Source organism: Pseudomonas sp. AC252 (assembly GCF_979258105.1).
Genome location: NZ_OZ409837.1, coordinates 1,748,239 through 1,768,886, shown reverse-complemented (window position 1 = coordinate 1,768,886; position 20,648 = coordinate 1,748,239). Strand labels below are relative to the sequence as shown.

At 57.5% G+C, this 20,648-nt stretch carries 20 protein-coding genes and 2 pseudogenes; 15 read left to right on the top strand and 7 right to left on the bottom strand.

Annotated elements, in window-relative coordinates; all coding sequences use genetic code 11:
* Nucleotides 1-2 precede the first annotated feature (2 nt).
* The 12 genes and pseudogenes from ACZZZ4_RS08305 to ACZZZ4_RS08250 form a co-directional block, all read left to right on the top strand.
* Nucleotides 3-197, top strand: a pseudogene (locus ACZZZ4_RS08305) (alpha/beta fold hydrolase); the annotation flags it as partial.
* A 575-nt stretch (nucleotides 198-772) separates the two neighbouring features.
* Nucleotides 773-1,384, top strand: a complete 612-nt coding sequence (locus ACZZZ4_RS08300) for a hypothetical protein (RefSeq protein ID WP_160768003.1) — start codon at nucleotides 773-775, stop codon at nucleotides 1,382-1,384.
* 202 nt (nucleotides 1,385-1,586) lie between these two features.
* Entirely contained in the window at nucleotides 1,587-1,913 is a 327-nt protein-coding gene (locus ACZZZ4_RS08295) for a hypothetical protein (protein WP_463547599.1), read from the top strand.
* A gap of 56 nt (nucleotides 1,914-1,969) precedes the next feature.
* A complete protein-coding gene (locus tag ACZZZ4_RS08290; protein WP_136493193.1) occupies nucleotides 1,970-2,551 on the top strand; it encodes a hypothetical protein in 582 nt (193 codons plus the stop codon).
* Nucleotides 2,552-3,009: 458 nt separating this feature from the next.
* Complete coding sequence (locus ACZZZ4_RS08285) at nucleotides 3,010-4,404, top strand: TIGR01777 family oxidoreductase (RefSeq protein ID WP_463547598.1); 1,395 nt, start codon at nucleotides 3,010-3,012, stop codon at nucleotides 4,402-4,404.
* Between the two features lie 9 nt (nucleotides 4,405-4,413).
* Nucleotides 4,414-6,863 (top strand): annotated as a pseudogene (locus ACZZZ4_RS08280) (alpha/beta hydrolase).
* A complete protein-coding gene (locus ACZZZ4_RS08275) occupies nucleotides 6,860-7,369 on the top strand; it encodes a hypothetical protein (protein WP_224796879.1) in 510 nt (169 codons plus the stop codon). The pseudogene ACZZZ4_RS08280 and the gene ACZZZ4_RS08275 overlap by 4 nt, the downstream one beginning before the upstream one ends.
* 86 nt (nucleotides 7,370-7,455) lie before the next feature.
* On the top strand, nucleotides 7,456-7,911 hold the full coding sequence (locus ACZZZ4_RS08270) for a hypothetical protein (protein WP_243432840.1): 456 nt from the start codon (nucleotides 7,456-7,458) through the stop codon (nucleotides 7,909-7,911).
* Between the two features lie 4 nt (nucleotides 7,912-7,915).
* A complete protein-coding gene (locus ACZZZ4_RS08265; RefSeq protein ID WP_134784998.1) occupies nucleotides 7,916-8,287 on the top strand; it encodes a hypothetical protein in 372 nt (123 codons plus the stop codon).
* 18 nt (nucleotides 8,288-8,305) lie between these two features.
* Nucleotides 8,306-9,154 carry a tetratricopeptide repeat protein gene (locus ACZZZ4_RS08260; protein ID WP_463547597.1) on the top strand — a complete coding sequence of 283 codons (849 nt, stop codon included), beginning with the start codon at nucleotides 8,306-8,308 and terminating at the stop codon, nucleotides 9,152-9,154.
* 2 nt (nucleotides 9,155-9,156) lie between these two features.
* Entirely contained in the window at nucleotides 9,157-10,230 is a 1,074-nt protein-coding gene (locus ACZZZ4_RS08255) for a tetratricopeptide repeat protein (protein WP_463549260.1), read from the top strand.
* A 73-nt stretch (nucleotides 10,231-10,303) separates the two neighbouring features.
* Nucleotides 10,304-10,732: a hypothetical protein gene (locus tag ACZZZ4_RS08250; RefSeq protein ID WP_463547596.1), complete on the top strand. Its 429-nt coding sequence runs from the start codon at nucleotides 10,304-10,306 to the stop codon at nucleotides 10,730-10,732.
* A 58-nt stretch (nucleotides 10,733-10,790) separates the two neighbouring features.
* Here ACZZZ4_RS08250 and ACZZZ4_RS08245 read toward each other — a convergent pair whose 3' ends face one another.
* Complete coding sequence (locus tag ACZZZ4_RS08245; protein ID WP_426156245.1) at nucleotides 10,791-11,153, bottom strand: DUF6124 family protein; 363 nt, start codon at nucleotides 11,151-11,153, stop codon at nucleotides 10,791-10,793.
* Between the two features lie 432 nt (nucleotides 11,154-11,585).
* On the opposite strand from ACZZZ4_RS08245, the gene ACZZZ4_RS08240 reads away from it, so the two are divergent.
* The 3 genes from ACZZZ4_RS08240 (at nucleotide 11,586) to ACZZZ4_RS08230 (ending at nucleotide 13,500) form a co-directional block, all read left to right on the top strand.
* Nucleotides 11,586-11,969 (top strand): helicase, encoded by a 384-nt coding sequence (locus tag ACZZZ4_RS08240; RefSeq protein WP_039757355.1) that lies wholly within the window; start codon nucleotides 11,586-11,588, stop codon nucleotides 11,967-11,969.
* Nucleotides 11,970-12,139: 170 nt separating this feature from the next.
* The gene (locus ACZZZ4_RS08235; protein ID WP_463547595.1) at nucleotides 12,140-12,709 is read left to right on the top strand and encodes an NHL repeat-containing protein; all 570 of its coding nucleotides are present in this window, start codon (nucleotides 12,140-12,142) and stop codon (nucleotides 12,707-12,709) included.
* Nucleotides 12,691-13,500, top strand: a complete 810-nt coding sequence (locus ACZZZ4_RS08230; RefSeq protein WP_463547594.1) for an NHL repeat-containing protein — start codon at nucleotides 12,691-12,693, stop codon at nucleotides 13,498-13,500. The genes ACZZZ4_RS08235 and ACZZZ4_RS08230 overlap by 19 nt, the downstream gene beginning before the upstream one ends.
* Before the next feature lie 63 nt (nucleotides 13,501-13,563).
* Here ACZZZ4_RS08230 and ACZZZ4_RS08225 read toward each other — a convergent pair whose 3' ends face one another.
* The 6 genes from ACZZZ4_RS08225 to exbB form a co-directional block, all read right to left on the bottom strand.
* A complete protein-coding gene (locus ACZZZ4_RS08225) occupies nucleotides 13,564-14,964 on the bottom strand; it encodes an aminoacyl-tRNA deacylase and HDOD domain-containing protein (RefSeq protein WP_041476626.1) in 1,401 nt (466 codons plus the stop codon).
* Nucleotides 14,965-15,043: 79 nt separating this feature from the next.
* The gene (recG, locus tag ACZZZ4_RS08220) at nucleotides 15,044-17,119 is read right to left on the bottom strand and encodes an ATP-dependent DNA helicase RecG (protein WP_041476627.1); all 2,076 of its coding nucleotides are present in this window, start codon (nucleotides 17,117-17,119) and stop codon (nucleotides 15,044-15,046) included.
* A gap of 9 nt (nucleotides 17,120-17,128) precedes the next feature.
* Nucleotides 17,129-18,058 (bottom strand): hydrogen peroxide-inducible genes activator, encoded by a 930-nt coding sequence (locus ACZZZ4_RS08215; RefSeq protein ID WP_024014805.1) that lies wholly within the window; start codon nucleotides 18,056-18,058, stop codon nucleotides 17,129-17,131.
* A gap of 276 nt (nucleotides 18,059-18,334) precedes the next feature.
* Nucleotides 18,335-19,081, bottom strand: a complete 747-nt coding sequence (locus ACZZZ4_RS08210) for a TonB family protein (protein ID WP_463547593.1) — start codon at nucleotides 19,079-19,081, stop codon at nucleotides 18,335-18,337.
* Complete coding sequence (exbD, locus tag ACZZZ4_RS08205) at nucleotides 19,078-19,506, bottom strand: TonB system transport protein ExbD (RefSeq protein WP_016772535.1); 429 nt, start codon at nucleotides 19,504-19,506, stop codon at nucleotides 19,078-19,080. Before exbD ends, ACZZZ4_RS08210 begins: the two co-directional genes overlap by 4 nt.
* A 6-nt stretch (nucleotides 19,507-19,512) precedes the next feature.
* A complete protein-coding gene (exbB, locus tag ACZZZ4_RS08200) occupies nucleotides 19,513-20,466 on the bottom strand; it encodes a tonB-system energizer ExbB (RefSeq protein WP_415761073.1) in 954 nt (317 codons plus the stop codon).
* Nucleotides 20,467-20,648: the final 182 nt, after the last annotated feature.

The following is a 20,648-nucleotide window of genomic DNA, read 5'->3' as shown; positions in this document are numbered from 1 at the left end:
CCATGAGCAAGCCGTTGATGTACCTGCTGGCCGGCAACGGCAGCGCCGCCGATTGGTGGGATGACGCGCTGCCGCACTTCCAGCGCTACGAAGTCGTGCCGCTGGAGTTGCCGGGCTTCGGCGCCAATCCGCTGCCACCCTGCGAGGATCTGGCGGACTACGCGCAGACCTTGTTGGCGATGACGCAGAGGGGCAGTGGGAAATGGGGACAGACCACGGTTTTAGTAATTACCCGAAAACGTGGTCTGTCCCCTTTTTCTACCATTCAGCGAGCTGTTCCAGAGTGGGGGGCAGGGATACATAATTTATCTCCTATCGGTAATTGTAGTCCTGGCGATGGCCCTAAATATATTGGGAGAGGGGTTATTCAAATGACTGGGCGTGAACTCTACTCGAAATACGGTACCTATCGAGGTAAGAATTTCGTTTCTGGTATGGCCCATTTGGACGTTTCGGACGTAGCAGACAACGCCTGTGATAGTGCTGGATACTATTGGGTAAAAGAAGATTTAAGGGACAGGACCCTCGCTGGTTCTTGGGTTCTAAGAGGTGTAAAAAACATACATAGAGACGCTGACGCACTTAGCGGAACAGAGCTAAGTACCGCAGCGGGATTGGCAGCGGCAGACACGAAAGTTCTTTCTTTGACCCGGCAAATAAACAGGGCTTCTCTTCACCTTGCCAGACGTCGCCACTTTTTTAAACATGCCTACTATTTTCGTTCCGAGTTAGTGTCTACACCGCCGAGTGCTTTTCATAAAAGGTCCTTGTAATGAAAAAATTATTGATTCGTCTCTTTGGGTTGTCTTTAGCCACAGTTTTGTCGGTGGCTCAGTCACATCCTCTGGTTATGTGTGGAGTTTCAATTCCAGACATCCCAGGCTTTAAATTGAACGTAAAACTTGAAGATGGTATTTGCTATGGAGAACTGGTCTCGAACGTAAGCTTGAGGCCAGATATTTTGACAGAGGAGAATGTCTTTTTAATTGAGCCTGTCGAGTTTGAAAAAAGCTTAGATGCATCTGGCCGCTTTGATAGCAATGGTAAATATAAATACAGCTATGCTGCGGATGAAGCTTTGCAACAAGGGTCAGAAACGGGAGAGGTGGATCTTGCTCATTCGTCAGCGTCGGGCTCCGCCGCAGTCAGAGTATTAATGTCCCCTTTTATGCTTTGGGACTCTGAAAAAGACAGAGCTGCAGCTGAGAGTAAGTACTCGGTGAGAAAAAAGGGGCTGTGGTTCGACTGTTTCTATGGGTTGAAAGGCGTGAAAGGTGCAACGGTCAAATTTTCTGCATGCGTGCCTAGGTCAAACCTCAAAAGTGATCCTAAGTTATCTGATATTAGATCTTCATTTGAGGCTATGACACCGAGCAAAAATTAGTAGATACAGCGGGGTAGGGGGACGGGCTGGCAACTTAATCCGTCCCCCCTCGTTCCGTTTACGTTTTCGCTTCCTGTCTCGCCGCTATCAACTCTTCCAGATGATCCAACTCACGTTCCACCATGTGGGAAATGGGTGGGAAATGGGTGGGAAATGGGTGGGAAATGGGAACAGATCACGGTTTTTGTAATTACCCAAAAACGTGGTCTGTCCCCTTTTTTCCATAGCGAATCGAGCATATGGCGGGAAATTAGGTAACGGCAATATATCGTCTGGTGAGGGGTGGAAATATCGTGGTAGAGGTCTTAAACATTTAACGGGTAAAGCAAACTATCAAGCCTTTAAGGATTATCATAAAACGTTCTGGGATGAAGAAGTTGATTTTGTTGGTCAGCCGGATATCTTGCATACACAGTTTAAATACTCTGTTCGTTCGGGTGTTTATTTCTGGCTTAAAAACAATATTTTTGTAGAAGCGGATAAGGGTGATGCGGACGAAAACGTAGATGCTGTTACTCGTATTATTTAACAGAGATACTGATAGTTATGATGAACGTCGGAAGCATTTCCAGAGGATATATAAAAATGAAAAAATATTTGAAACTGTCTAAAATTCGTTGCATTTTTGCGATGGTCATAAGCTTAGTCGTATCCAATGTGTTAGCAGATGCGGCACCTACATTGAGTGAGTTTCATCCAGCGGTCGTGGCTTCAGTAGGAGAAAAAAAGATTGCAGTGTTCTTTTTAAAAAATAGTCTGAAAAAACTGGTGAACGGAGAGTATGTTGCTGACGCCGAAATATATTATTCTCCGATTGGTTCAGATAAAACATTTTTCAAATATGTTTGGAAAGTTGAGGGTGATCAAATTGCCTCCGTCTTCTTCTACGATTGGAAATCTCCGGAGCGACGCGGTAAATCAATGTATGTCTTGGTGAAGAGCAAGCTGTCTGACTCCGCGTTTGATGGTTTTTCGTATTCAGTCATGGAGCTTCCGCTCAGGGTCGATGGTGAAAACGCTTCATTGCTCTATTTCACAGGTGACCCATCTGATCCAGCTTTGGAAAACTGCAAGGATGGAAAGGACTTAGTTTCTGGAGCGAAGGTGGTTTGCAGTTATAAAGACGCTGCAAGTATTAAAAAATATTTTACCGCGCAGGATAAATGAAATTTCGAAGTCGCATGGGGGTTCGGCTTTGTTAGTTTCGTGCGATGGCTATTTTATCGTTGAGCATGAGTAAATCTGCCCCGTTTGGGTGAAATGGAGACATGGGTGAAATGGGGACAGTGAAATGGGGGCAGACCACGATTTTAGCAATTACCCGAAAAACGCGGTCTGTCCCTTTTTTCTTTTATGGTCTGTCCTCTTTTTCTTTTAGCCTGTTATCAAATGGCGGCTGACAAAGGTGACCAGTTGGGCGTCTTCAACGTGGGGCGATTGGGATCGTCAGCCACGGCGCCGATCAAAGCCAGCCACTGCATTTGAATTTCGAGGGGCTGTTTGAGGCGGTTTTTGCAAAAGTTTTGTCTGAATCCCTCACGCTAAAACGTTTAACGCTTGAGCATCTGACGACCGCGATTTTCCTTTAAACTCCCCACCCCCAAGGAACGCGCTCAGGACACGGAATGCCAGCCTCTTCTTCCTCGCTTCGCCCAGCGTTGGTGCTTTGGCTATATGCCGCTGCGATCACGCACATCCTCGCCGGTCTTACCCTGACCTGGGCCGGTGACTCCGGCTTGCTCGATGGCTACCTGCAAGTCCTCGAACTGTCGTTCTGGGATGCCGATGCGGTTCCCACCGCCGGCCACGAACAACAAGTCTGGTGGCTCGCGCTGTTCGGCGCGACGCTGCAAAGTTATTCGCTGTACATGCTCGCGCTGGTGCACTTGGGCAATCGCTTGAAAGCCCCGGCAATCTGGGGCTGGTTGAGCGCCGGCATCCTGTTATGGGCGCCGCAAGACATGTGGCTCTCGGCGCAACAACAGGTCTGGTCGCACCTGTGGCTCGACGGTTTTGCGTTGCTGGTTTTACTGCCACCGTTGTTTTGGCTGTATCGGCATGACCGCCGAAACTCCCCTTCAGTAAAGACTCCGAGCCAATCCAACCCGTTTGCCGGCGGCGCTTTCAAGCGTGTGCTGATCACTGGCGGCACCGGGTTTATCGGTGAAGCCTTGGTCAACCAACTGCTAGACGCCGGCCATTCGGTCAGCGTCCTAACGCGCGATCCGTTGGACGCGGCCAACCTGTTCAACGGCCGCGCTCGCTGTGTGCATTCGTTCAGCGAGCTCAGCCACGACGAAGCCTTTGACGTAGTGATCAATCTCGCCGGCGCCCCTGTTGCCGGCCCGCGCTGGACTCCCAAACGTCAGGCGCAACTGCTCGCCAGTCGAGTCGGCACCACCGAAGCGTTGATAACCTGGCTGAAACACACCAAGCACAAACCAACGCTATGGATTCAAGCATCAGCCATCGGTTTCTACGGCGTGCGCGATGCCAGCGAAAGCCTCGACGAACACGCCAGCAAGGGCGATGGCTTCATGGCCGAACTCTGCGCGCGTTGGGAAGCCGCCGCGCAACCGGCCACCGAGTTTGGCGTGCGTCAGGTGGTGCTGCGTCTCGGTGTGGTGTTCGGCCCGGGCGGTGCGTTGACGCCGCTGCTGATGCCGTTACGCCTGGGTTTCGGCGGGCGCATGGGTGATGGTCGGCAGATCATGAGCTGGGTGCATCGCGACGATGTGCTTCAGGTGATCGCGCGGGCTTTCAACGACGACAGTCTGCGCGGCACCTACAACATGGTCGCGCCCGAAACGGTCAGTCAGGCAGCGTTCGCCGAGCAGGCTGGCAAGGTCCTCAAGCGTCCGGTGTGGTTGCACATTCCCGCCGCGCCAGTGCGTGCAATGGCGGGGGAGATGGCGCAGTTGTTTTTCGACGGTCAGCGCGTGGTGCCGCAGCGTTTGACCGAGGCTGGCTACACGTTCCGCTATCCAACCCTCGACGCCGCTCTGCGCGATCTGACCTGAGGATCGTCCATGAGCAAGCCGTTGATGTACCTGCTGGCCGGCAACGGCAGCGCTGCCGATTGGTGGGACGACGCACTGCCGCACTTCCAGCGCTACGACGTGGTGCCCCTGGAGTTGCCGGGCTTCGGCGCCAATCCGCAGCCACCCTGCGAGGATCTGGCGGACTACGCGCAGACCTTGCTGGCGATGACTGAGCAGGGCAGCGCGATCATGGCGGTCGGGGTCAATGCGTTGCTGGTGTTGCATGCGTTGCAGCGTCGGCCCGGACACTTTTCGCGCAGTGTTCTGTTGGCGCCGGTTGGGGCGTTTTTGTGGCAGCGGCGCTTGCCGGCACTGATGTCGCCGCTGCCGATTCGCAAGACCATTCACTGGCTACTGTCGAACAAACCCACGCTGTTCGCGCGCAAGTTCTCCAACCAGACCTGGACGCCCGCGCAGTACCAGCGCATGGGCGCCGGCTATGCGCGCTGCCGTGCGTTCGTGCCGCACTGGGATCTGATTCGCGGCGATACCGCGTTGCCACTGCTGGAGTGGATCACCAATCGGGTCGAGTTGGTTTGGGGCGATCAGGACGCGGTGCTCGGCATTGAGCAAGCGGCGGCATGGTCGGCGATTCTCGCTCGCGCCGACCTGACCATCAGCCTCAAATCTGGTTGGGGTCATTACCCGTGGATCGACTCGCCCGCGCAGTTCGCGCAGTGGCTGGAGTCCGGCGAGCGCGGGTTTGTCGCGCACACCAAGGGTGGGCGTTTGCGCCTGGCTGAACTGGCCCGGCAAGCGGTACCGGCAGCGCTGACCCTCAACGATTGCAGCGATCCGCGTCTGCCGGGATTTCTCGCCGCCCAACCTGATGTGACCTGGGCGGTGCGCTCCTCCAGTTATGGCGAAGATCAGGCCGATTCGGCGAATGCTGGTTTGAGCACGACCTATCTGCGCGAGCCATCCGCCAATGTGCCGAAACGCATTGCCGATCTGACGGCCGAAGGCGTCGAGGAAGTGGTGGTGCAACGCTTCATCACCCCGGTAGTGTCCGGGATTGCCTTCGTACGCCATCTCTCGGTAGAACTTGAGTGGGTTGAAGGCCATCTCGAATCGCTGGCCGACGGTCACGTCAGCCCCTCGCGAGCAACGCTTTCGCGGCTCGGCGATGCTTGGCGCAGCGGCACGTACACGCCATCCCACGGCTTGACCGAAGACCTGCTCTGGCACTTTCTGCAAGACGTGCTGCGCGTGTTCCACTACGTGCCCGGCGACGTCGAATGGGCTTGGGATGGCTCGCAATTGTGGTTGCTGCAATACCGGCCGATCAGCGATTACGGCTGGCGCCGCCACCTGACTGCCGCCAACATCGCCGAGATCCTGCCGCCGCAACCGAGCGTGTTGGTGGAACACGCCCAGCGCCGCGCGGCAGCGAGTATTCCGGCGATCATGGCGCGTTGGGATGCGCGGGTGCTGCAGGACAACGAGCCGTTCACCGCGGTGTTCGGCGGCGCGTCCTACATCAACAATGACCTGTTTCTCGCCCGGCTGGCCGACTGGGGCATTAGCGCCGATAACTACGCTGGTGAAGTTGGCGGCGCGACGCCACATCTGCCGTGGCAACCACTGAGGATGTTGCGTTCGTTGCCGTTGTTTTGGCGTATGCAACGCAAGGCTCGCGGTCATTTGCTGAACCTTGAAAATGGCTTGCAGCGCTTCGATCAGGAACTCGCCGAACTCGTCGCCCAAGCTGCCGATGGCCAACAACTCGCGGACTGGTTCACCCGGTTTTACGTGTTCGTGGTGCAAGGCAATCTGTGTATCGCCACGGCGCTGGCCAGCAGCGGCGGTGACTGGCTGGGCCGCCCGCCAACCGCTTACGACAACCTTGAAAACAGTCCTCACCGCTTGCCTTGGGAAACCGATCCGGCCACCCCTCGGCCCGCGTCGAGCGATCTGCCGCTACAGCCATTCCCGCAATGGCCGGGGCTGATCCGCCTCGCGCATTCGACTGGCCTGCCGGGCCTGCGCGGTTACTACCTGCAAGTGCGCGAGTGGTATCGCGACAACCTCATGCGCATCTTCTTTCGTCTGCACCACGCCATGCCACTGGCGGATCGCGAGCACTGGTTTGCGCCGCATCCGGATGTGCGCACCCGCGATGGCAGCTTTTGGCAGGACGGTCGCGAAGGTGCGGAGCAGGCCACCGGGTTCATGATTTATCCGGGGCAGGTGCAGGGCATTTTGGGCGAGGATATTTTGCTCGAAGACACCCTCGATCCGGGGCGGCACGCGCATTACCAAACGGCGCGGGCAGTGATTGCACGGATGGGGGGCGGCTGTCGCATGGCTCGACGTTGCTGCGCGAATTGCGCAAGCCATCGGCGGTGATGCCGCAGGTGGATCCGGCGTGGGTGGGGTGTGAGGTGTTGTATCGGGATGGTGAGTTGGAATTGATCAATTCGAAGGATGCGAAGTGAAACGACTGTTGTTGATGTGTTTGGCCTGGTTGCCGATGGTGAGCATGGCAACGGATCTGTGCAATTCGGAGACCGATACGAAGAATTTTCTCTCGCAATGGGTGGAAAGACCCGATTACGTCCTGGACATACATTCAAGTTTTCAAACTGATGGATTCAGTCTGGAGGAGGGCAAGGTGGTGTATCGCGGCGATCTCAACGGCGACGGTCAGGAGGACTTCATTTTCACCTCCTACTCAAGCCGTGGTTCAGCGGGTGACTCGACCTTCGCCTTCCTTATCCAGTGCCACGGTTACTTGAAGCATGTCGGCGGCGATTACTTCGCCGAGGTCAAGGTACTGGACGGACCGCCCAAGAACGGCGGCGATGTAAAAGACATCGAGATCTACTCCTACATCCGCGATAAGCGCGACCAGATCCGCTACAAGGGCAAAGAGGCCATGACCCGGCCCCATCTGTGGCAATTCAATCCGCAGACACAGCTTTATGAAGGGCAGTCTGAGTAAGTCGACGGCCCCCACTGCATTTACGGAGTTATTACGTGAAAGGATTTTCAGTTCTTCTCGGCAGCTTGATATTGGCTGCCGCGTCCATGGCATTCGCTGCCGATCCAGCATTCAAGGATTACACCGTCACGCCAGTTTTCACCGGCCCCAACCATAAACTGGTGCCGCAGGAAAACAGTAGCCCAATGATGGATCAGGCACGGGTGCAAGCCCTGAAAGGCAAGGTCAACTTCGCCGGCCATTACATCCTGCACAGGCTTGGCTGTGGCGGCAGCGCCATTTGCGGCGAAGTGCTGAACGTTCAGACCGGTGAAGTGGTTGGCGGTCTGCCGAATGCTTACGACGGCAGCACGTTCGGCATGGTTTACCAGCCCGGTAGTCGTTTGATTATCGTGTCCGGCATCACGCTCGACGGCGAAGAAGATGCGCAGGGGAATGCTTTGGAAAGTGGTAACCGGGACCGTTATTACGAGTTTGTGAACAATGAGTTTCGGCTGCTGAGCATGACCGACGTGGAATCGTCGCCGATGGATGAGGAGTGAGTGGATGAACCGGTTTTTCATTCGGTCTGTGCTGATTGCGCTTTCGCTATTACCTCATTCACTGCCCGCGACTGCCAGTGAAGGGAGTTGCTACGGCTACCTTACTGAGCTTGTCAGGAGCAGCGATTTTCCGTTTCGTTATGTCGGCAAGGACAAGGTCAATTTGCTGATCGATGAGGACGACGGTGAAGTAGTGCGCGCTCAGTTGTTCTTCGACACCGACGGCACCGGCACGATCGGCTGGATCAAATACACCCCGGCTACCCGTGTATTGCTCAATAGCTCGGCGGAGTTGGAGGAGCCAGTGGCATTGTCGTTCGATGCCAAGTTTGCGGACGGCTATGCGAAGTGCTTGGCGGAACAACAGGCCGGCTAACGGCGACAAGGATTTGCTATGACCAGCCTTAAGTGGGTGTTGATGATCGGCGGTTTGTTCAGCGCTACCAATGTCTTTGCCGTTGACCCGCCAATAGTGGGATCCGCCGGAAACACAGTGACGTTCCGGGCTAAAAAGTGGACGTCACCCGTCGTGGAATCTACCACTGCCTGGTTCACCGCGAATGGAAAAACGTTCCCGTTGTTTCATGCCGGCATTGGTGCCCAGGCTTATCCTGAATGGCTCAGCCCTGACAAAAAATTTCTATTGGCGACTGCGGTGGAGTACGGGGTAGTCATCGGTGAGAACGGTGAGGAAATAGCGACATCACAAGGGCATTGCGATGTGATCTCGATGGAAACCGGTTGCGTGCTTGCTGAGAGTTACGAGCGGTTTTGTGAGGGTAAATGGGTAGGCAAACAATGGGTTTCCGAAGAGGGCGGGGTGCTCAATCCTGTCTTGGAGACTAAGTCACCCAAGGACCTGCTGAAAAATGCTTCGAGTATCCAGCCTGCGCAGTCCCGAGCAGAGTCCATCGAATGGAGCCTGAGCTTTTTAAGCCCGGAATCCTACATGGCGTGTCATCCCCCGGCGCAAAATGTTCAGACTTACAACGACCTCGGTTTCTACTTGGCCGAGGGCGGCAACGATGAGTTGGCGCTGAAGTTTTATCGAGGCGTTGAAGCAGTCGGCAAACGCACGGTGCTGATGCTGAACATGGCTGATTCGCTGTGGCGACTTGATCGGCAAGAAGAAGCGCAGCGTTATTACCGCGAGTACGGCGAAGCGATGACTGCTGCTGGTAAAGCGCAGAAGATTCCGCAACGAGTCGTTGAGCGATCTGAAATTCAGGGACTGAGACAGTGAATATGTTCTTCCGCTTTATCGTGTTGAGCCTTGGGCTGCTAACCACTTCATGCGGACTCGCTGCCCCACAAGTCCTGAAGGAAATTCCGGCTAGCTTGCTGGGTGATGCATCACGGCAAAAGGTGTTTGTGCTGGCGGGCGATGCGGACGAAGTTTCTAACCGATTGTTGATTGCGCCGGAACAAGCGCGTGACGAGGACATCTTGCTCGATACGTCGAAGGCGCTGCCTCTGATCAAGAGTCAGTACTCGTCTGCGCTTCAGGGTGTATTCAGCGTCCATGTACTTAAAGGCCGCCCCGGCGTCATGACTGTCATTGATCCGCAGGCTGAGGAAGCTGTCGTGAAGCAGCCGTTCTTTGAGGAAGGGGATTACATCGCGCTGGTAACCAGCGAAGAAGATAACGCGGTTTACAACTTCAACCTGTTGTTCGCCTTCAACAGAGGTTCAAAGCAGTTTGAGCTGAAAGCTCTGCTGGAAGTGGCGAACAACGACTCCTGTGATCGGTCGCTTGTCAGCGTAGTGGAGTTGCCGGTGCAGACATTGGGCCCCATCACTCTCGCTTCTTTCGATGGGCGTGAAGCGCTGCAGAGGCTGCAGGTTGCTCGTACTGGCAGTATTGAGGGCGTTAGAAAGAAATTGATGACCGTCGATTCGGCTGATTTGCTGGATATGGCGCTGGCAGCCTACCGAAAGGGTGATGACTCTTCCTTCAAGGATACGATGAGCTACGCGTTGATGGGCGGTGGCTCGCATGACACTTGTCCCCCGGCTAGCTATATCGTCGCAAAGTATTACTACCCGCAGCGTCCCGGCTGGTCCAATGACCTCGGTTTTCTGCTCGGCGAGGCGGGTTACTACGCTGAGTCGATTGAGTTGCTCAATGCAGTGATTGCCAACCACCCAAACAGGACGGTTGCTTACCTGAATCTCGCTGACAGTTATTGGGCCGTGAACGATAAAGAGCGGGCGATGGCGGCATACAAGCAATACTCATCGCGAATATCTGAAGCGGGGAAGGCTTCGAAGATCCCGGCGAGGGTGGGTGAGCGCAGTGCTGGAGTCTCCAAGAAATGATTCGGTCCCTATTCCCGTAAAGTTCGCAGAAATGCACTTTCAATTGCCCATAAGTCGCTAAGGAATGATCGGTTTGAAATCGTCGTTTGCGTTTATTTCTGCGCTTCTGCTAATACCGCTGACTGCCCTAGGTGAGGTTACCACCGAGGTTTCCTGCTTCCGTTCGTTGGAAGGCAAGAACATCAATTTCGAGTTTCGATCCTATTACGACACCGTCTCACGTTGGAGCGGAGCAGGGGTCAAGTACACGAAGTCCCGAAAGGTCATTCCCCTTGTCTATCGGAGCGTCGAAGAGGAAGTCATGGCAGAGGGGCGGCCCTCTCAGTTCACGACAACCTGGGTGGAGGTGTCCGAAGACTCGCTGACAGGCGAATATGAAATGGTCAGCCAAGGTGCTCGAATTTACGGGATGACTTACACGAACTACAAATCCGGAAAGAAGTATTCATTTGAACAAGACATCACCGTGGATGCATCTCCAGAGACAGGCTGTCGGTGGTAAGACAGGGATCATCGAGAAAGGGGACTCAACGCCCCCACTTTTTCATCCGCGAATCTCGCTAAGATTTGGCAGCCAGGTTCCGCACTTCAATATGGTCAAGCGTCCCTTCCACCATCAATCGCACCCCGTCCGCCATTCTGCTCAGGGCCAGTGCAACTGAGCGGCGGGAGCCATCTATGTCGTCCGCAAGATCCGCAGCGATGATGCTGATGGATAGCAGGTCTTCCGAGGCGTTGGCCAGGAGGGCTTCGGCGTCGATGTCCGGGTTCAGGCTGAACAAGCCTTCGCGGCGTGGGACCGGTGGATGGCCGGGGTTGCCCAAATGGTGATCGAGGGCGCGTTCGGCGGCTTCATGTAGTTTTCTTGAATCGAAGGATTCGTAGGGGGAGGTGTCCTCGGTGTTGGTCGTTGAATTGGTCATCGGTGTAAATCCCTTGGAGTAAGAAGAAATTGCTCCCGAATTCGGACTTGCACATCCGGTCACCGAATAGCCGATGACGCAGGAAGCCTATCGGTGATCTTCAAGCTCGCCTAGTTCATGGACAGCCCCGCACTTCGCAGGAAATTTTCCATAGATTCGCGGGCCGGAAGATCAAATGATCGCAGGCTTCGCCAACTCCTACAGGGATGTGTTTCAACAGGTGTAGGAAAGGTGAAGGGGAGACGCGGAGCGTCTCGGGATGCATTCCCACGCGGAGCGGGGAACGATCAGTGGGCGAGCGCTGAATCGTGACTTGGTGGTCATCGTGCGGGAAATGGTCTGCATCCTCTTCCAATAGCGTCAGATACTGGCGTTATCGTCCGAATCCCTTACACTGCCCCGGCCGTTCATTTTCCTTTTGAGGCTGTGCGCATGAAATTTCGTTTTCTCCTGTGGATGATGGGTTTGTTGATGGGTAAGGCCAGCCGGACAAATCCTGCGTTCCAGCAGCAGTTGGGTGACAAGGATCTGGTGTTTCAGTTACAGACGCTGGACGGGAAAGTGGCGCGGCATTTCGTGGTCAAGGATCAGCGCATCACCAGCAAGTCTGGCGTGGTGGCGGAGCCGGCGTTTGCGATTGCGTTTAAAGATGCCGGTTATGGCTTTGCAACGATGCAGGCAAAGAACAAGCAGTTGGCGTTTATGCAGGGCATTCAGGACAAGTCGATCCAGCTGAAGGGTAATCCGGCGCTGGTGATGTGGTTTCAGGGGTTGATGAAGTATTTGAAGCCGAGGAAGGCCAAGCCTAAGGCTTGACGCGCCCCTTTTTGAATGCAGCGAGTAATTGCTTTGGCTTGATAAGTCGGTCAATTGGCACGAAATACCATGAACACCTGTCAGGAATGACAGGTGTTTTTGTTTGAGGGCTGAGGCTTCATGGGGCGTCCAGCAGTAAAGGGACTTAACCGGATTGGAGAATCACCGATATGACCGTACAAGCAGGCGAACTTGATTCAACATTCGGCAATGACGGCATAGTGAACTGGGAGTTTTCCGAGTTTGTCAGCGTTGTCCCCCAAGTTGTACTTTCTTTGCCCGACGGTCGGCTGCTTGTTGTGGCAGATGAGTCAGGGGTGTTCCCTGGCTTCGTAGTCGCACGGCTTACTGAAGACGGGCAGCTTGATGTTGACAACGGGTTTGGCACGAAAGGGCAAGGTTTTGCGCGGATCCTGACAGGGGAAAAACTTTTATCAGGGCAATTGAGCGCAAGCTTGCTGATTAATGGGGGCTTGCTGATTACGTTCGCTTACATGTCGCAGCCGCCTGGTATTGAAAGCGGTCTTGTTGCCATCCAGTTGCTGCGGGACGGTCGGCTAAACGACAAGTTTGGCGAAGACGGTGTGGTCTCTTTCCCGTACGATCTGGTCCCGGAAACATTAAATCCGGGGGCAGGGCTGCAGGCGCGCCTCGTGATGCATCTGGAAATATCGAGTCTGCTGTTCAGAGCACCGCCAATTCTGGAGCGTCAGGTATCGAGTTGCCAGACGGCAAAATAGCGCTGGTCTCGTTTGGCTTTGATCCTGTAACGCAACAAACCAAAGGCTTGGTCATGCGACTGAATCCCGACGGCAGTTTCGACAGGACCTTCAACAAGACCGGTTCGGCCACTATTGAATTGGCGGAGTTAAGTCCGGCAGGTGATTACGCCGCCCGTGGCGTGGCTGTCCAAGCAGACGGTGGCTTGGTGGTGTATGGCGACTTTCATGATGACGGTATCTTCGGTGCCTATGCCGTGCGCTTCACAAAAGATGGACTGCGCGACGACAAATTCAAGGCGGCCATTGTGTCCTCTGACCGGCGGCCGATTTTCCGCGATATTGCCGTGAGGAAAAAGGACGGAATGATTGCTTTGATAGGCGGCCAGGCTGGTGAAGGCTTCCGCGAGGGGGAAGGGGTGATTGTCGTACTCAGGGCGGATGGCTCACCCCACCCTATATTCAACAATGGCGAGCCGTTGTATACCAAAGTTGTGCCTGAAATCGGTCAAAATTGGTCGAGCTGCGCCTTTGGCGACGCGGATGACAGCAAATTGATTGTGGCTGGCACCAGCGGCGGAACGATTGTTACTGATGAGATGCACGCTGTCTGTGCACGTTATCGCCTTACCGGCGAGCTCGATTCGACGTTCAACGGTAGTGGATGGGTATCTTTCGATCAGGCAGAGAAACTGGAAAATTGTTTGGATCTGCACGTCACCGCGCAAAATAAAATCGTCATCTGCGGTGAGTATTGGAACGACCGATTGAGTTCGGCTACAAGCGGATGGATAGCGCGTTTCATTGCTTGATCAATAAACGACGCTCTGATGGGCCGCTCTCACGAATAAAAATGATCTCGTGAGAGCGGGTGTTTATGCCTGGCTGAACTGCGAGGCCAGTTCCCGCAGCAGCACTTCAGCCTCAAGCACTTTGCTGACCACATCGTTGGCTTTGTCACGGCTAAGGCCGACGCGTTCGAGCAGTGCATCCGGAATGTCTTCATCCGGCCCGGAGCCGATCCCGCGGCTGCGCAGCAGGCGCACGGCCAGGCAGACGAGGTTCGGGTATTCGGCGTAGGCGCCGTCGTAGCTTGGGTCATGCTGAAAGCGCAGGGCGGTGGCCAGTTCATCCGGCATGTCCCAGTAGCGCATCAGCCACGAGCCGATCTGTTCGCGGCTGATACCGAGCAGGTGTTGCTCGATGTAGCTGTGGCACAGGTGCGGGTTGACCTCCAGGTGGCGGCAGATCAGTGAGAAGTGCGGCGGGAACACGTGGGCCAGCAGCAGGTAACCGAAGTTATGCAGCAGACCAGCGAGGTAGGTCAGGCCGGCTTCCGGGCGCTGGGCGCGCGGCATGGCGCGGGTCAGGCCTTCGATGACGGCGGCGGTGTAGATTGATTGCTGCCAGTACGGTGTGGTGTGTTGCGGGTGGTCTTTGGGCAGGCTCAGGGTTTTGCCGAGGGCCAGGCCCAGCGCAAGGTTGATCACCAGATCGAAGCCGAGTACGCGGACGATCGCGTCTTCCACCGAACGGATCTTGCCCGGCGAGGCATAGTACGGCGATGCGGCCCAGCTCACCACTTGTGCAGCCAGCGCCGGATCGGTTTCGACCACGCCGGTGATGTCGTCGATGGTGGCGTTGGGGTCGACGCGCAGCTTGATGATTTTTTGCGCCGTTTCGGCCAGCGGTGGAATCTCGATGGTCGCTTCCAGGCGCTGCTGAATCCGGCGCGCGGTGAACGCCTGCACGGCCTGGGTGATTTCCTCGCGGTCATCGTCCGGGCGGTCGAGGTTGGGGCGGATACTGCTCAGGGCTTCGCCGAAGTTGGCGGCGCTGGCTTTGGTCAGCATCGATTTGAAGTCTTCGCTGCTGATTTCCAGCAGCAGGCCCGGTTCGCCGGAGTTGATCAGCAGCTTCGGCTCGCGCAGCAGGCTTTCTTCGTAGAGGCACGGCGAACTGGTCAGCGCCGGCAGGCCCGGCAGCAGACTCAGATTGTGTTTGCCGAGCATCTTTTCCAGGCGCTCGGTGGACACGGCTGTGAGTCGGCGACCAGTGAGTTCGGCGAGGCGATTGAGATCCAGCAACTGGCTCTGTGGAAACAGCACCATCAACGCGCCCACGGCGTCGTCCAGCAACACGGCCTGCACTTTGCGCGAGGCATTGAGGCCGTGGTGGTCGAGCACTTCTTCGTAGGCAACGCCCAGCTTGTTGAGCAGCAGCCGAATAACAGACGGAGCTTGCGGAGATTCGGGGACGAGAGCAGCTTCGGTCATGGTCTGTATCCGTTTTTGAAACAATGGCAGGAGTATAACCAGCTCTGTGGGAACGATCCTGCACAAACTGCGACGGTGCTCACACTTGGCCGTATTGCTGCCCATGCCGCAGCCAACGGTCGAGCAATGGGCTGACGTGAGTCGGCCAGCGTTCCAGCAAGGCTTGCGCGGCGTCACGGACGGCGGGCAGCAGGTCGGCGTCGCGCATCAGGTCGGCGACCTTGAATTGCAGCAGGCCGGTCTGGCGGGTGCCGAGCATTTCCCCGGGACCGCGCAGTTCGAGGTCTTTCTCGGCAATGACGAAGCCGTCGTTGGTCTCGCGCATGATGCCCAGGCGCTGGCGGCCGATCTGCGACAGCGGCGGATGGTAGAGCAGCACGCAATGGCTGGCGGCACTGCCCCGCCCAACGCGGCCGCGCAACTGGTGCAGCTGTGCGAGGCCGAGGCGTTCAGGGTTTTCGATGATCATGAGGCTGGCGTTGGGTACGTCGACGCCGACTTCGATCACCGTGGTGGCGACCAGCAGTTGCAGGTTGCCGGCCTTGAACTCGGCCATCACCGCAGCTTTTTCAACCGGCTTCATGCGCCCATGGATCAGCCCGACTTTCAATTCGCCGAGGGCTGCAGTGAGGTCCTCGAAAGTAGTTTCGGCGGCCTGGCAGGTCAGCTCTTCGGATTCTTCAATCAGCGTGCACACCCAATAGGCCTGACGTCCCTCGGCGCAGGCGCTGCGCACCCGTTCGATGACTTCGACGCGGCGGGTATCGGTGACCAGCACGGTGTTGACCGGGGTTCGGCCGGGCGGCAGTTCGTCGAGGATTGAAGTGTCGAGGTCGGCGTAGGCGCTCATCGCCAGCGTGCGTGGAATCGGTGTGGCGGTCATGATCAGTTGATGCGGGCACATGCGCCCGCCGACGCCTTTCTGCCGCAGGGCCAGACGCTGCTGCACGCCGAAGCGGTGTTGTTCGTCGATGATCACCAGCGCGAGGTTCTTGAACTGCACTTCGTCCTGAAACAGCGCGTGAGTGCCGACCACCATCGGTGTGCCGCTGGCGATCTGTTCCAGCGCGGCGACGCGGTTCTTGCCTTTGAGCTTGCCGGCCAGCCACGCGACTTCAATGCCCAGCGGTTCGAGCCAGCGCTTGAAGGTGATGAAGTGCTGTTCGGCGAGAATCTCGGTCGGCGCCATCAGCGCGACCTGATAACCGGCCTCCAGCGCTTGCAGCGCAGCGAGGGCGGCGACCACGGTTTTACCCGCGCCCACGTCACCCTGAATCAGCCGCAGCATCGGTTCGTGCTGGCTGAGGTCGTAGGCGATTTCGTTGCCGACTCGCTGTTGCGCACCGGTCGGGTTGAAGCCGAGGTTTTTCAGGTATTTCGGTGGCAGTTTCGTGGCTTTCGGCATTGCCGGCGCGCGCAGTGAACGCATGCTTTCGCGCAGACGCTGTTGCGACAGTTGATGGGTGAGCAGTTCTTCGAACGCCAGGCGATGCTGCGCCCAGTGATGGCCGAGGGCGAGTTCGTCGACGTCGGCATCGGCGGGCGGGTTGTGCAGGTAGCGGATCGCATCGGCCAGCGGCGCCAGTTGATAGTCGCGGGCGAGTTCGGTCGGCAGCCAGTCGGGCAGGGTGCTCGGCTTGAGCAGCGTCAGGGTCTGCATGCACAACTGGCGCAGGCGCTGCTGGGTCAGGCCTTCGGTGAGCGGGTACACCGGGGTCAGGGTTTCATCCACTGGCGGCGGTTCATCGCCGGTGATCGCGCGGTATTCCGGGTGATAGATTTCCAGGCCTGAGGCGCCGGGTCGGGCTTCACCGTAGCAGCGAACCCGCGTGCCACGCTTGAGACCTTCTTTCTGCGCGTTGCTGAAATGGTAGAAGCGCAGACTCAGTCCGCCCGTACCGTCCTGCAAGCGCACGACGAGGCTGCGACGCCGACCCATGACCACGTCGGCACCGCTGACGGTGCCTTCGACCACGGCGTCCTGCCCCGGCCGCAACGCGCCGATCGGCACCACGCGGGTGCGATCCTGATAGCGCAGTGGCAGGTGGAACAGCACGTCCTGCAGATTCTCGAGGCCGACCTTGGCCAGTTTCTCGGCCATGGCCTCGCCGACACCCTTGAGTGCCGTCACCGACACTTGCGACAGCTCCGTCATGACGCTCGCTTAACCGGCCGTAACCGGCGCGGCAGGCTTGGCTACCGAGCACAGGCGAATGGAGTCGGCAAGAATCTCGATGGCTTTCGGCCGTGGGAAGCTGGCGCGCCAGGCGATCGCCACGGTGCGGAACGGCACTGGCGCGGTCAATGGACGCACTTCGATCACGCCCGGGGCGTAGTGATGGCTGTCCACTGCCGACAGTGGCAGGATCGAGATGCCCAAGCCGGACGCGACCATGTGGCGAATGGTTTCCAGCGAGCTGGACTCGACCGTGGTGTGCTTGGCGCCGTCGTTGCCTTTGGTCAGGGTCGGGCAGGCCTCGAGAACCTGATCGCGGAAGCAGTGGCCTTCACCGAGCAGCAGCAGGCTCTTGTCGTTGAGCAGGCCGGCGTCGATGGATTCTTTCTTGGTCCACGGATGCTGGGCCGGCATGAGCACGTAGAACGGTTCATCGTACAGCGGCAGGGTCAGCACATCGGCTTCGTTGAACGGCAGGGCGATGATGATTGCATCGAGCTCGCCATTGCGCAGTTTGTCGCGAAGAACGTGGGTGAAGTTTTCTTCGATGTACAACGGCATCTGCGGGGCGACCCGGTGCAGTTGTGGAATCAGGTGCGGGAACAGGTACGGGCCGACGGTGTAGATGGCGCCGACTTTCAGCGGTGCGGTCAGTTGGTTCTTGCCGGCCTGCGCCAGTTCGCGGATGCCCTGAGCCTGTTCCAGCACCTTTTGCGCCTGGGCGACGATGCCTTCGCCGACCGGGGTCAGGCGCACGGCGCTTTTGCTGCGCTCGAAAATCAGCACACCGAGTTCGTCTTCAAGTTTCTTCACGCCCACCGACAGCGTCGGCTGACTGACGTGGCAACGCTCGGCGGCATGGCCGAAATGCTGCTCTTGGGCGAGGGTAACGATGTAGCGTAATTCTGTGAGGGTCATAGCGAGCGTCCATGAAGATGCGCCAAGCATACCGGCTGCAATCGATAGACGCACGTTATCAGACTGCGGGCTGAGTGCGACACCGGTCGAAGTCGGTTTGCCGCTGGCAGATACGCGAAAGGCACCTTTCGGTGCCTTTTTTGATTGGTTCTCTCGGCTGGCGAAGAACCTTGTGGGAGCTGGCTTGCCAGCGATTGCGGTGGGTCAGTTGATAAATCCTTCTCTGACACACAGCTATCGCTGGCAAGCCAGCTCCCACAGGTATTGCGATGTTGCTTAACGGCGGCGTTCGAGGGAGTAAACAAACGGCGCAACAATTTCGATCGAGCCGTTGTTGAGCATGTCGGCCGGTGGTTTGGGCAGCGGTTGCGCGCGGCGGATCATGTCCAGGGTGGCCCGGTCCAGATCAGCGTTGCCAGAGCGGCCCACCAGCTCGAACGACAGTACATTACCTTCGCCATCGACCACGAAGCGCAGACGATTCAAGCCCTCCTTGCCCCGCGACTGCGCACTCTGCGGGTACTTCTTGTACTTGGCCAGATGCGCGAGCAGGGTGCCTTGCCAACTGGCCTTGGCCGCCAACTGAGCCGGCGACGGACCCGGCGCAGGCTGGGCGGATTTCTCCGTTGGCGCCTGAGTCGGTTGCGTATCGGCCGGTTTCTCCTCGGAAGGTTTTTCCTTCGGCGGGTCAGGCAGCTTCTTCTCGACCGGCTTCGGCGGTTTGGGCTTTGGCTTCGGCTTGGGTTTCGGTACCGCGATTTCTGCTTTCGGTGCTTCGGCCAGTTTCGGCATCGGCAGCTCTTCCACCGGCGCCGGTGGCTGCGGCGGTGTGACGACTTTCGGCGGAGCCGGCGGTGGCGGGGCAGGCAATGGAGCCAGCTCGACCATCATTGCCTGCGGCGGCAATTCGATGGGCGGGCGGGCAGTCCAGTTCAGCGCCAGCGCGATGGCCAGCGCATGCACACCCAGCACCACGGCCAGGCTACCGCTGTAACGCGTCAGCTTATGGCGCGTCGTGATCATTTCTTGGCTGCCGTCTCGAGACCGACCAGACCAACCTTCAGGTAACCGGCGGCGCGCAGGCTGTCCATCACGCTCATCAGGTCGCCGTAATCCACGCCTTTGTCCGCCTGGAAGAAGATGGTGGTGTCTTTCTTGCCTTGGGTCTTGGCGTCGAGGGTGGCACCGAGGGTTTCGGCTTTCACTTCGTCGTCACCGAGGAACAGGCGCTGGTCAGCTTTCACACTGAGGAACACCGGTTTCTCTGGCCGCGGCGCCGGTTTGGCGGTCGAGGCGGGCAGGTCGACTTTGATGTCCACAGTGGCCAGCGGCGCGGCCACCATGAAGATGATCAACAGCACCAGCATCACGTCGATGAACGGCGTGACGTTGATTTCGTGATTCTCGGCCAGATCGTCGTCTGCGCCTTCTTTTAAATGCAGGCCCATGGCCGATTACCCCACTTTAACCATGTGCGGCTGCGAGCTGCGCTCAGGCTGGTGGTCGAGATCGCGGCTGACCAGCAGCAGGACTTCTGCCGAGGCATCGGAGACCTGCGCCTTGTAACCGGCGATGGAGCGGGCGAAGACGTTGTAGATCACTACCGCTGGAATCGCCGCAACCAGACCCAGTGCAGTAGCCAGCAGCGCTTCAGCGATACCCGGCGCGACAACGGCAAGGTTGGTGGTCTGGGTTTTGGCGATGCCGATGAACGAGTTCATGATGCCCCACACGGTACCGAACAGACCGACGAACGGCGCGGTGGAGCCGATGGTGGCAAGCACGCCGGTGCCGCTGCTCATGTTGCGACCGCAGGCCGCGACGAGGCGCTCGAGGCGGAAGCTGACGCGTTCCTTGATGCCTTCTTTCTCGCGGCTGTTGACCGACAGGCGCATTTCCTCGAGCGCGTCGTGCACCAGCAGGTTGGCGAGGGTGCCTTCCTTGCCGGCCGTGGCGCTGGCTTCTTTGAGAGTGGTGGCTTTCTTCAGTGCGGCGATCTCGCCACGCAGACGACGCTTGGCGCCCATCAGCTCGAAGCCTTTGGCGATCCAGATAGTCCAGGTGATGATCGAAGCGATGGCCAGGCCGATCATCACGATTTTCACGATGATGTCGGCGTTCTGGTACATGCCCCATGGCGACAGGTCGTGGGCCATGCCCAGGGTGTTGTCGGCTTCGAGAACTTCAGGTGCCTCGGCGGCGTCGACAGCCTGCACCGGATCGGTGGCGGCCGGTGCAGCCGGAGCGGCAGCGGGTGCGCTCTGTTCGGTGGCGGCAGGGGTGGCTGGCGCTTGAGCGTCGGCGAAGGCCGCAGTCGGTGCCAGCATCAGGCTGAGCAACAGAGCCGCGACGGCGCTCCAGGCGCGAGGTCGAGTGGTTGGCGAAGCGGGAGTTTGATTACGTGTCATGCTGGCCGGACCTGAGATAGAAAAACGTTGTTGCTCTTCCAGGCCTCGTGAGGCCGAGAACAAAAGTGGCGTGCATTATTGCAAGTAATTCTTGTTAACAAAAGTAATAGAGTATCTTTTTTTCCTTCATTGCTAGCCGTTCGTCCTCTGCCAGCGCTAGTCTGTGCCTTTCCGATGGGAGT

Excerpts from the sequence above, each read along its gene's own strand:
- ACZZZ4_RS08300 (WP_160768003.1), top strand. The coding sequence starts at position 773 with ATGAAAAAATTATTGATTCGTCTCTTTGGGTTGTCTTTAGCCACAGTT.
- ACZZZ4_RS08290 (WP_136493193.1), top strand. The coding sequence starts at position 1,970 with ATGAAAAAATATTTGAAACTGTCTAAAATTCGTTGCATTTTTGCGATG.
- ACZZZ4_RS08285 (WP_463547598.1), top strand. The coding sequence starts at position 3,010 with ATGCCAGCCTCTTCTTCCTCGCTTCGCCCAGCGTTGGTGCTTTGGCTA.
- ACZZZ4_RS08270 (WP_243432840.1), top strand. The coding sequence starts at position 7,456 with ATGGCATTCGCTGCCGATCCAGCATTCAAGGATTACACCGTCACGCCA.
- ACZZZ4_RS08265 (WP_134784998.1), top strand. The coding sequence starts at position 7,916 with ATGAACCGGTTTTTCATTCGGTCTGTGCTGATTGCGCTTTCGCTATTA.
- ACZZZ4_RS08260 (WP_463547597.1), top strand. The coding sequence starts at position 8,306 with ATGACCAGCCTTAAGTGGGTGTTGATGATCGGCGGTTTGTTCAGCGCT.
- ACZZZ4_RS08255 (WP_463549260.1), top strand. The coding sequence starts at position 9,157 with ATGTTCTTCCGCTTTATCGTGTTGAGCCTTGGGCTGCTAACCACTTCA.
- ACZZZ4_RS08245 (WP_426156245.1), bottom strand. The coding sequence starts at position 11,153 with ATGACCAATTCAACGACCAACACCGAGGACACCTCCCCCTACGAATCC.
- ACZZZ4_RS08240 (WP_039757355.1), top strand. The coding sequence starts at position 11,586 with ATGAAATTTCGTTTTCTCCTGTGGATGATGGGTTTGTTGATGGGTAAG.
- ACZZZ4_RS08235 (WP_463547595.1), top strand. The coding sequence starts at position 12,140 with ATGACCGTACAAGCAGGCGAACTTGATTCAACATTCGGCAATGACGGC.
- ACZZZ4_RS08225 (WP_041476626.1), bottom strand. The coding sequence starts at position 14,964 with ATGACCGAAGCTGCTCTCGTCCCCGAATCTCCGCAAGCTCCGTCTGTT.
- recG (WP_041476627.1), bottom strand. The coding sequence starts at position 17,119 with ATGACGGAGCTGTCGCAAGTGTCGGTGACGGCACTCAAGGGTGTCGGC.
- ACZZZ4_RS08215 (WP_024014805.1), bottom strand. The coding sequence starts at position 18,058 with ATGACCCTCACAGAATTACGCTACATCGTTACCCTCGCCCAAGAGCAG.
- ACZZZ4_RS08210 (WP_463547593.1), bottom strand. The coding sequence starts at position 19,081 with ATGATCACGACGCGCCATAAGCTGACGCGTTACAGCGGTAGCCTGGCC.
- exbD (WP_016772535.1), bottom strand. The coding sequence starts at position 19,506 with ATGGGCCTGCATTTAAAAGAAGGCGCAGACGACGATCTGGCCGAGAAT.
- exbB (WP_415761073.1), bottom strand. The coding sequence starts at position 20,466 with ATGACACGTAATCAAACTCCCGCTTCGCCAACCACTCGACCTCGCGCC.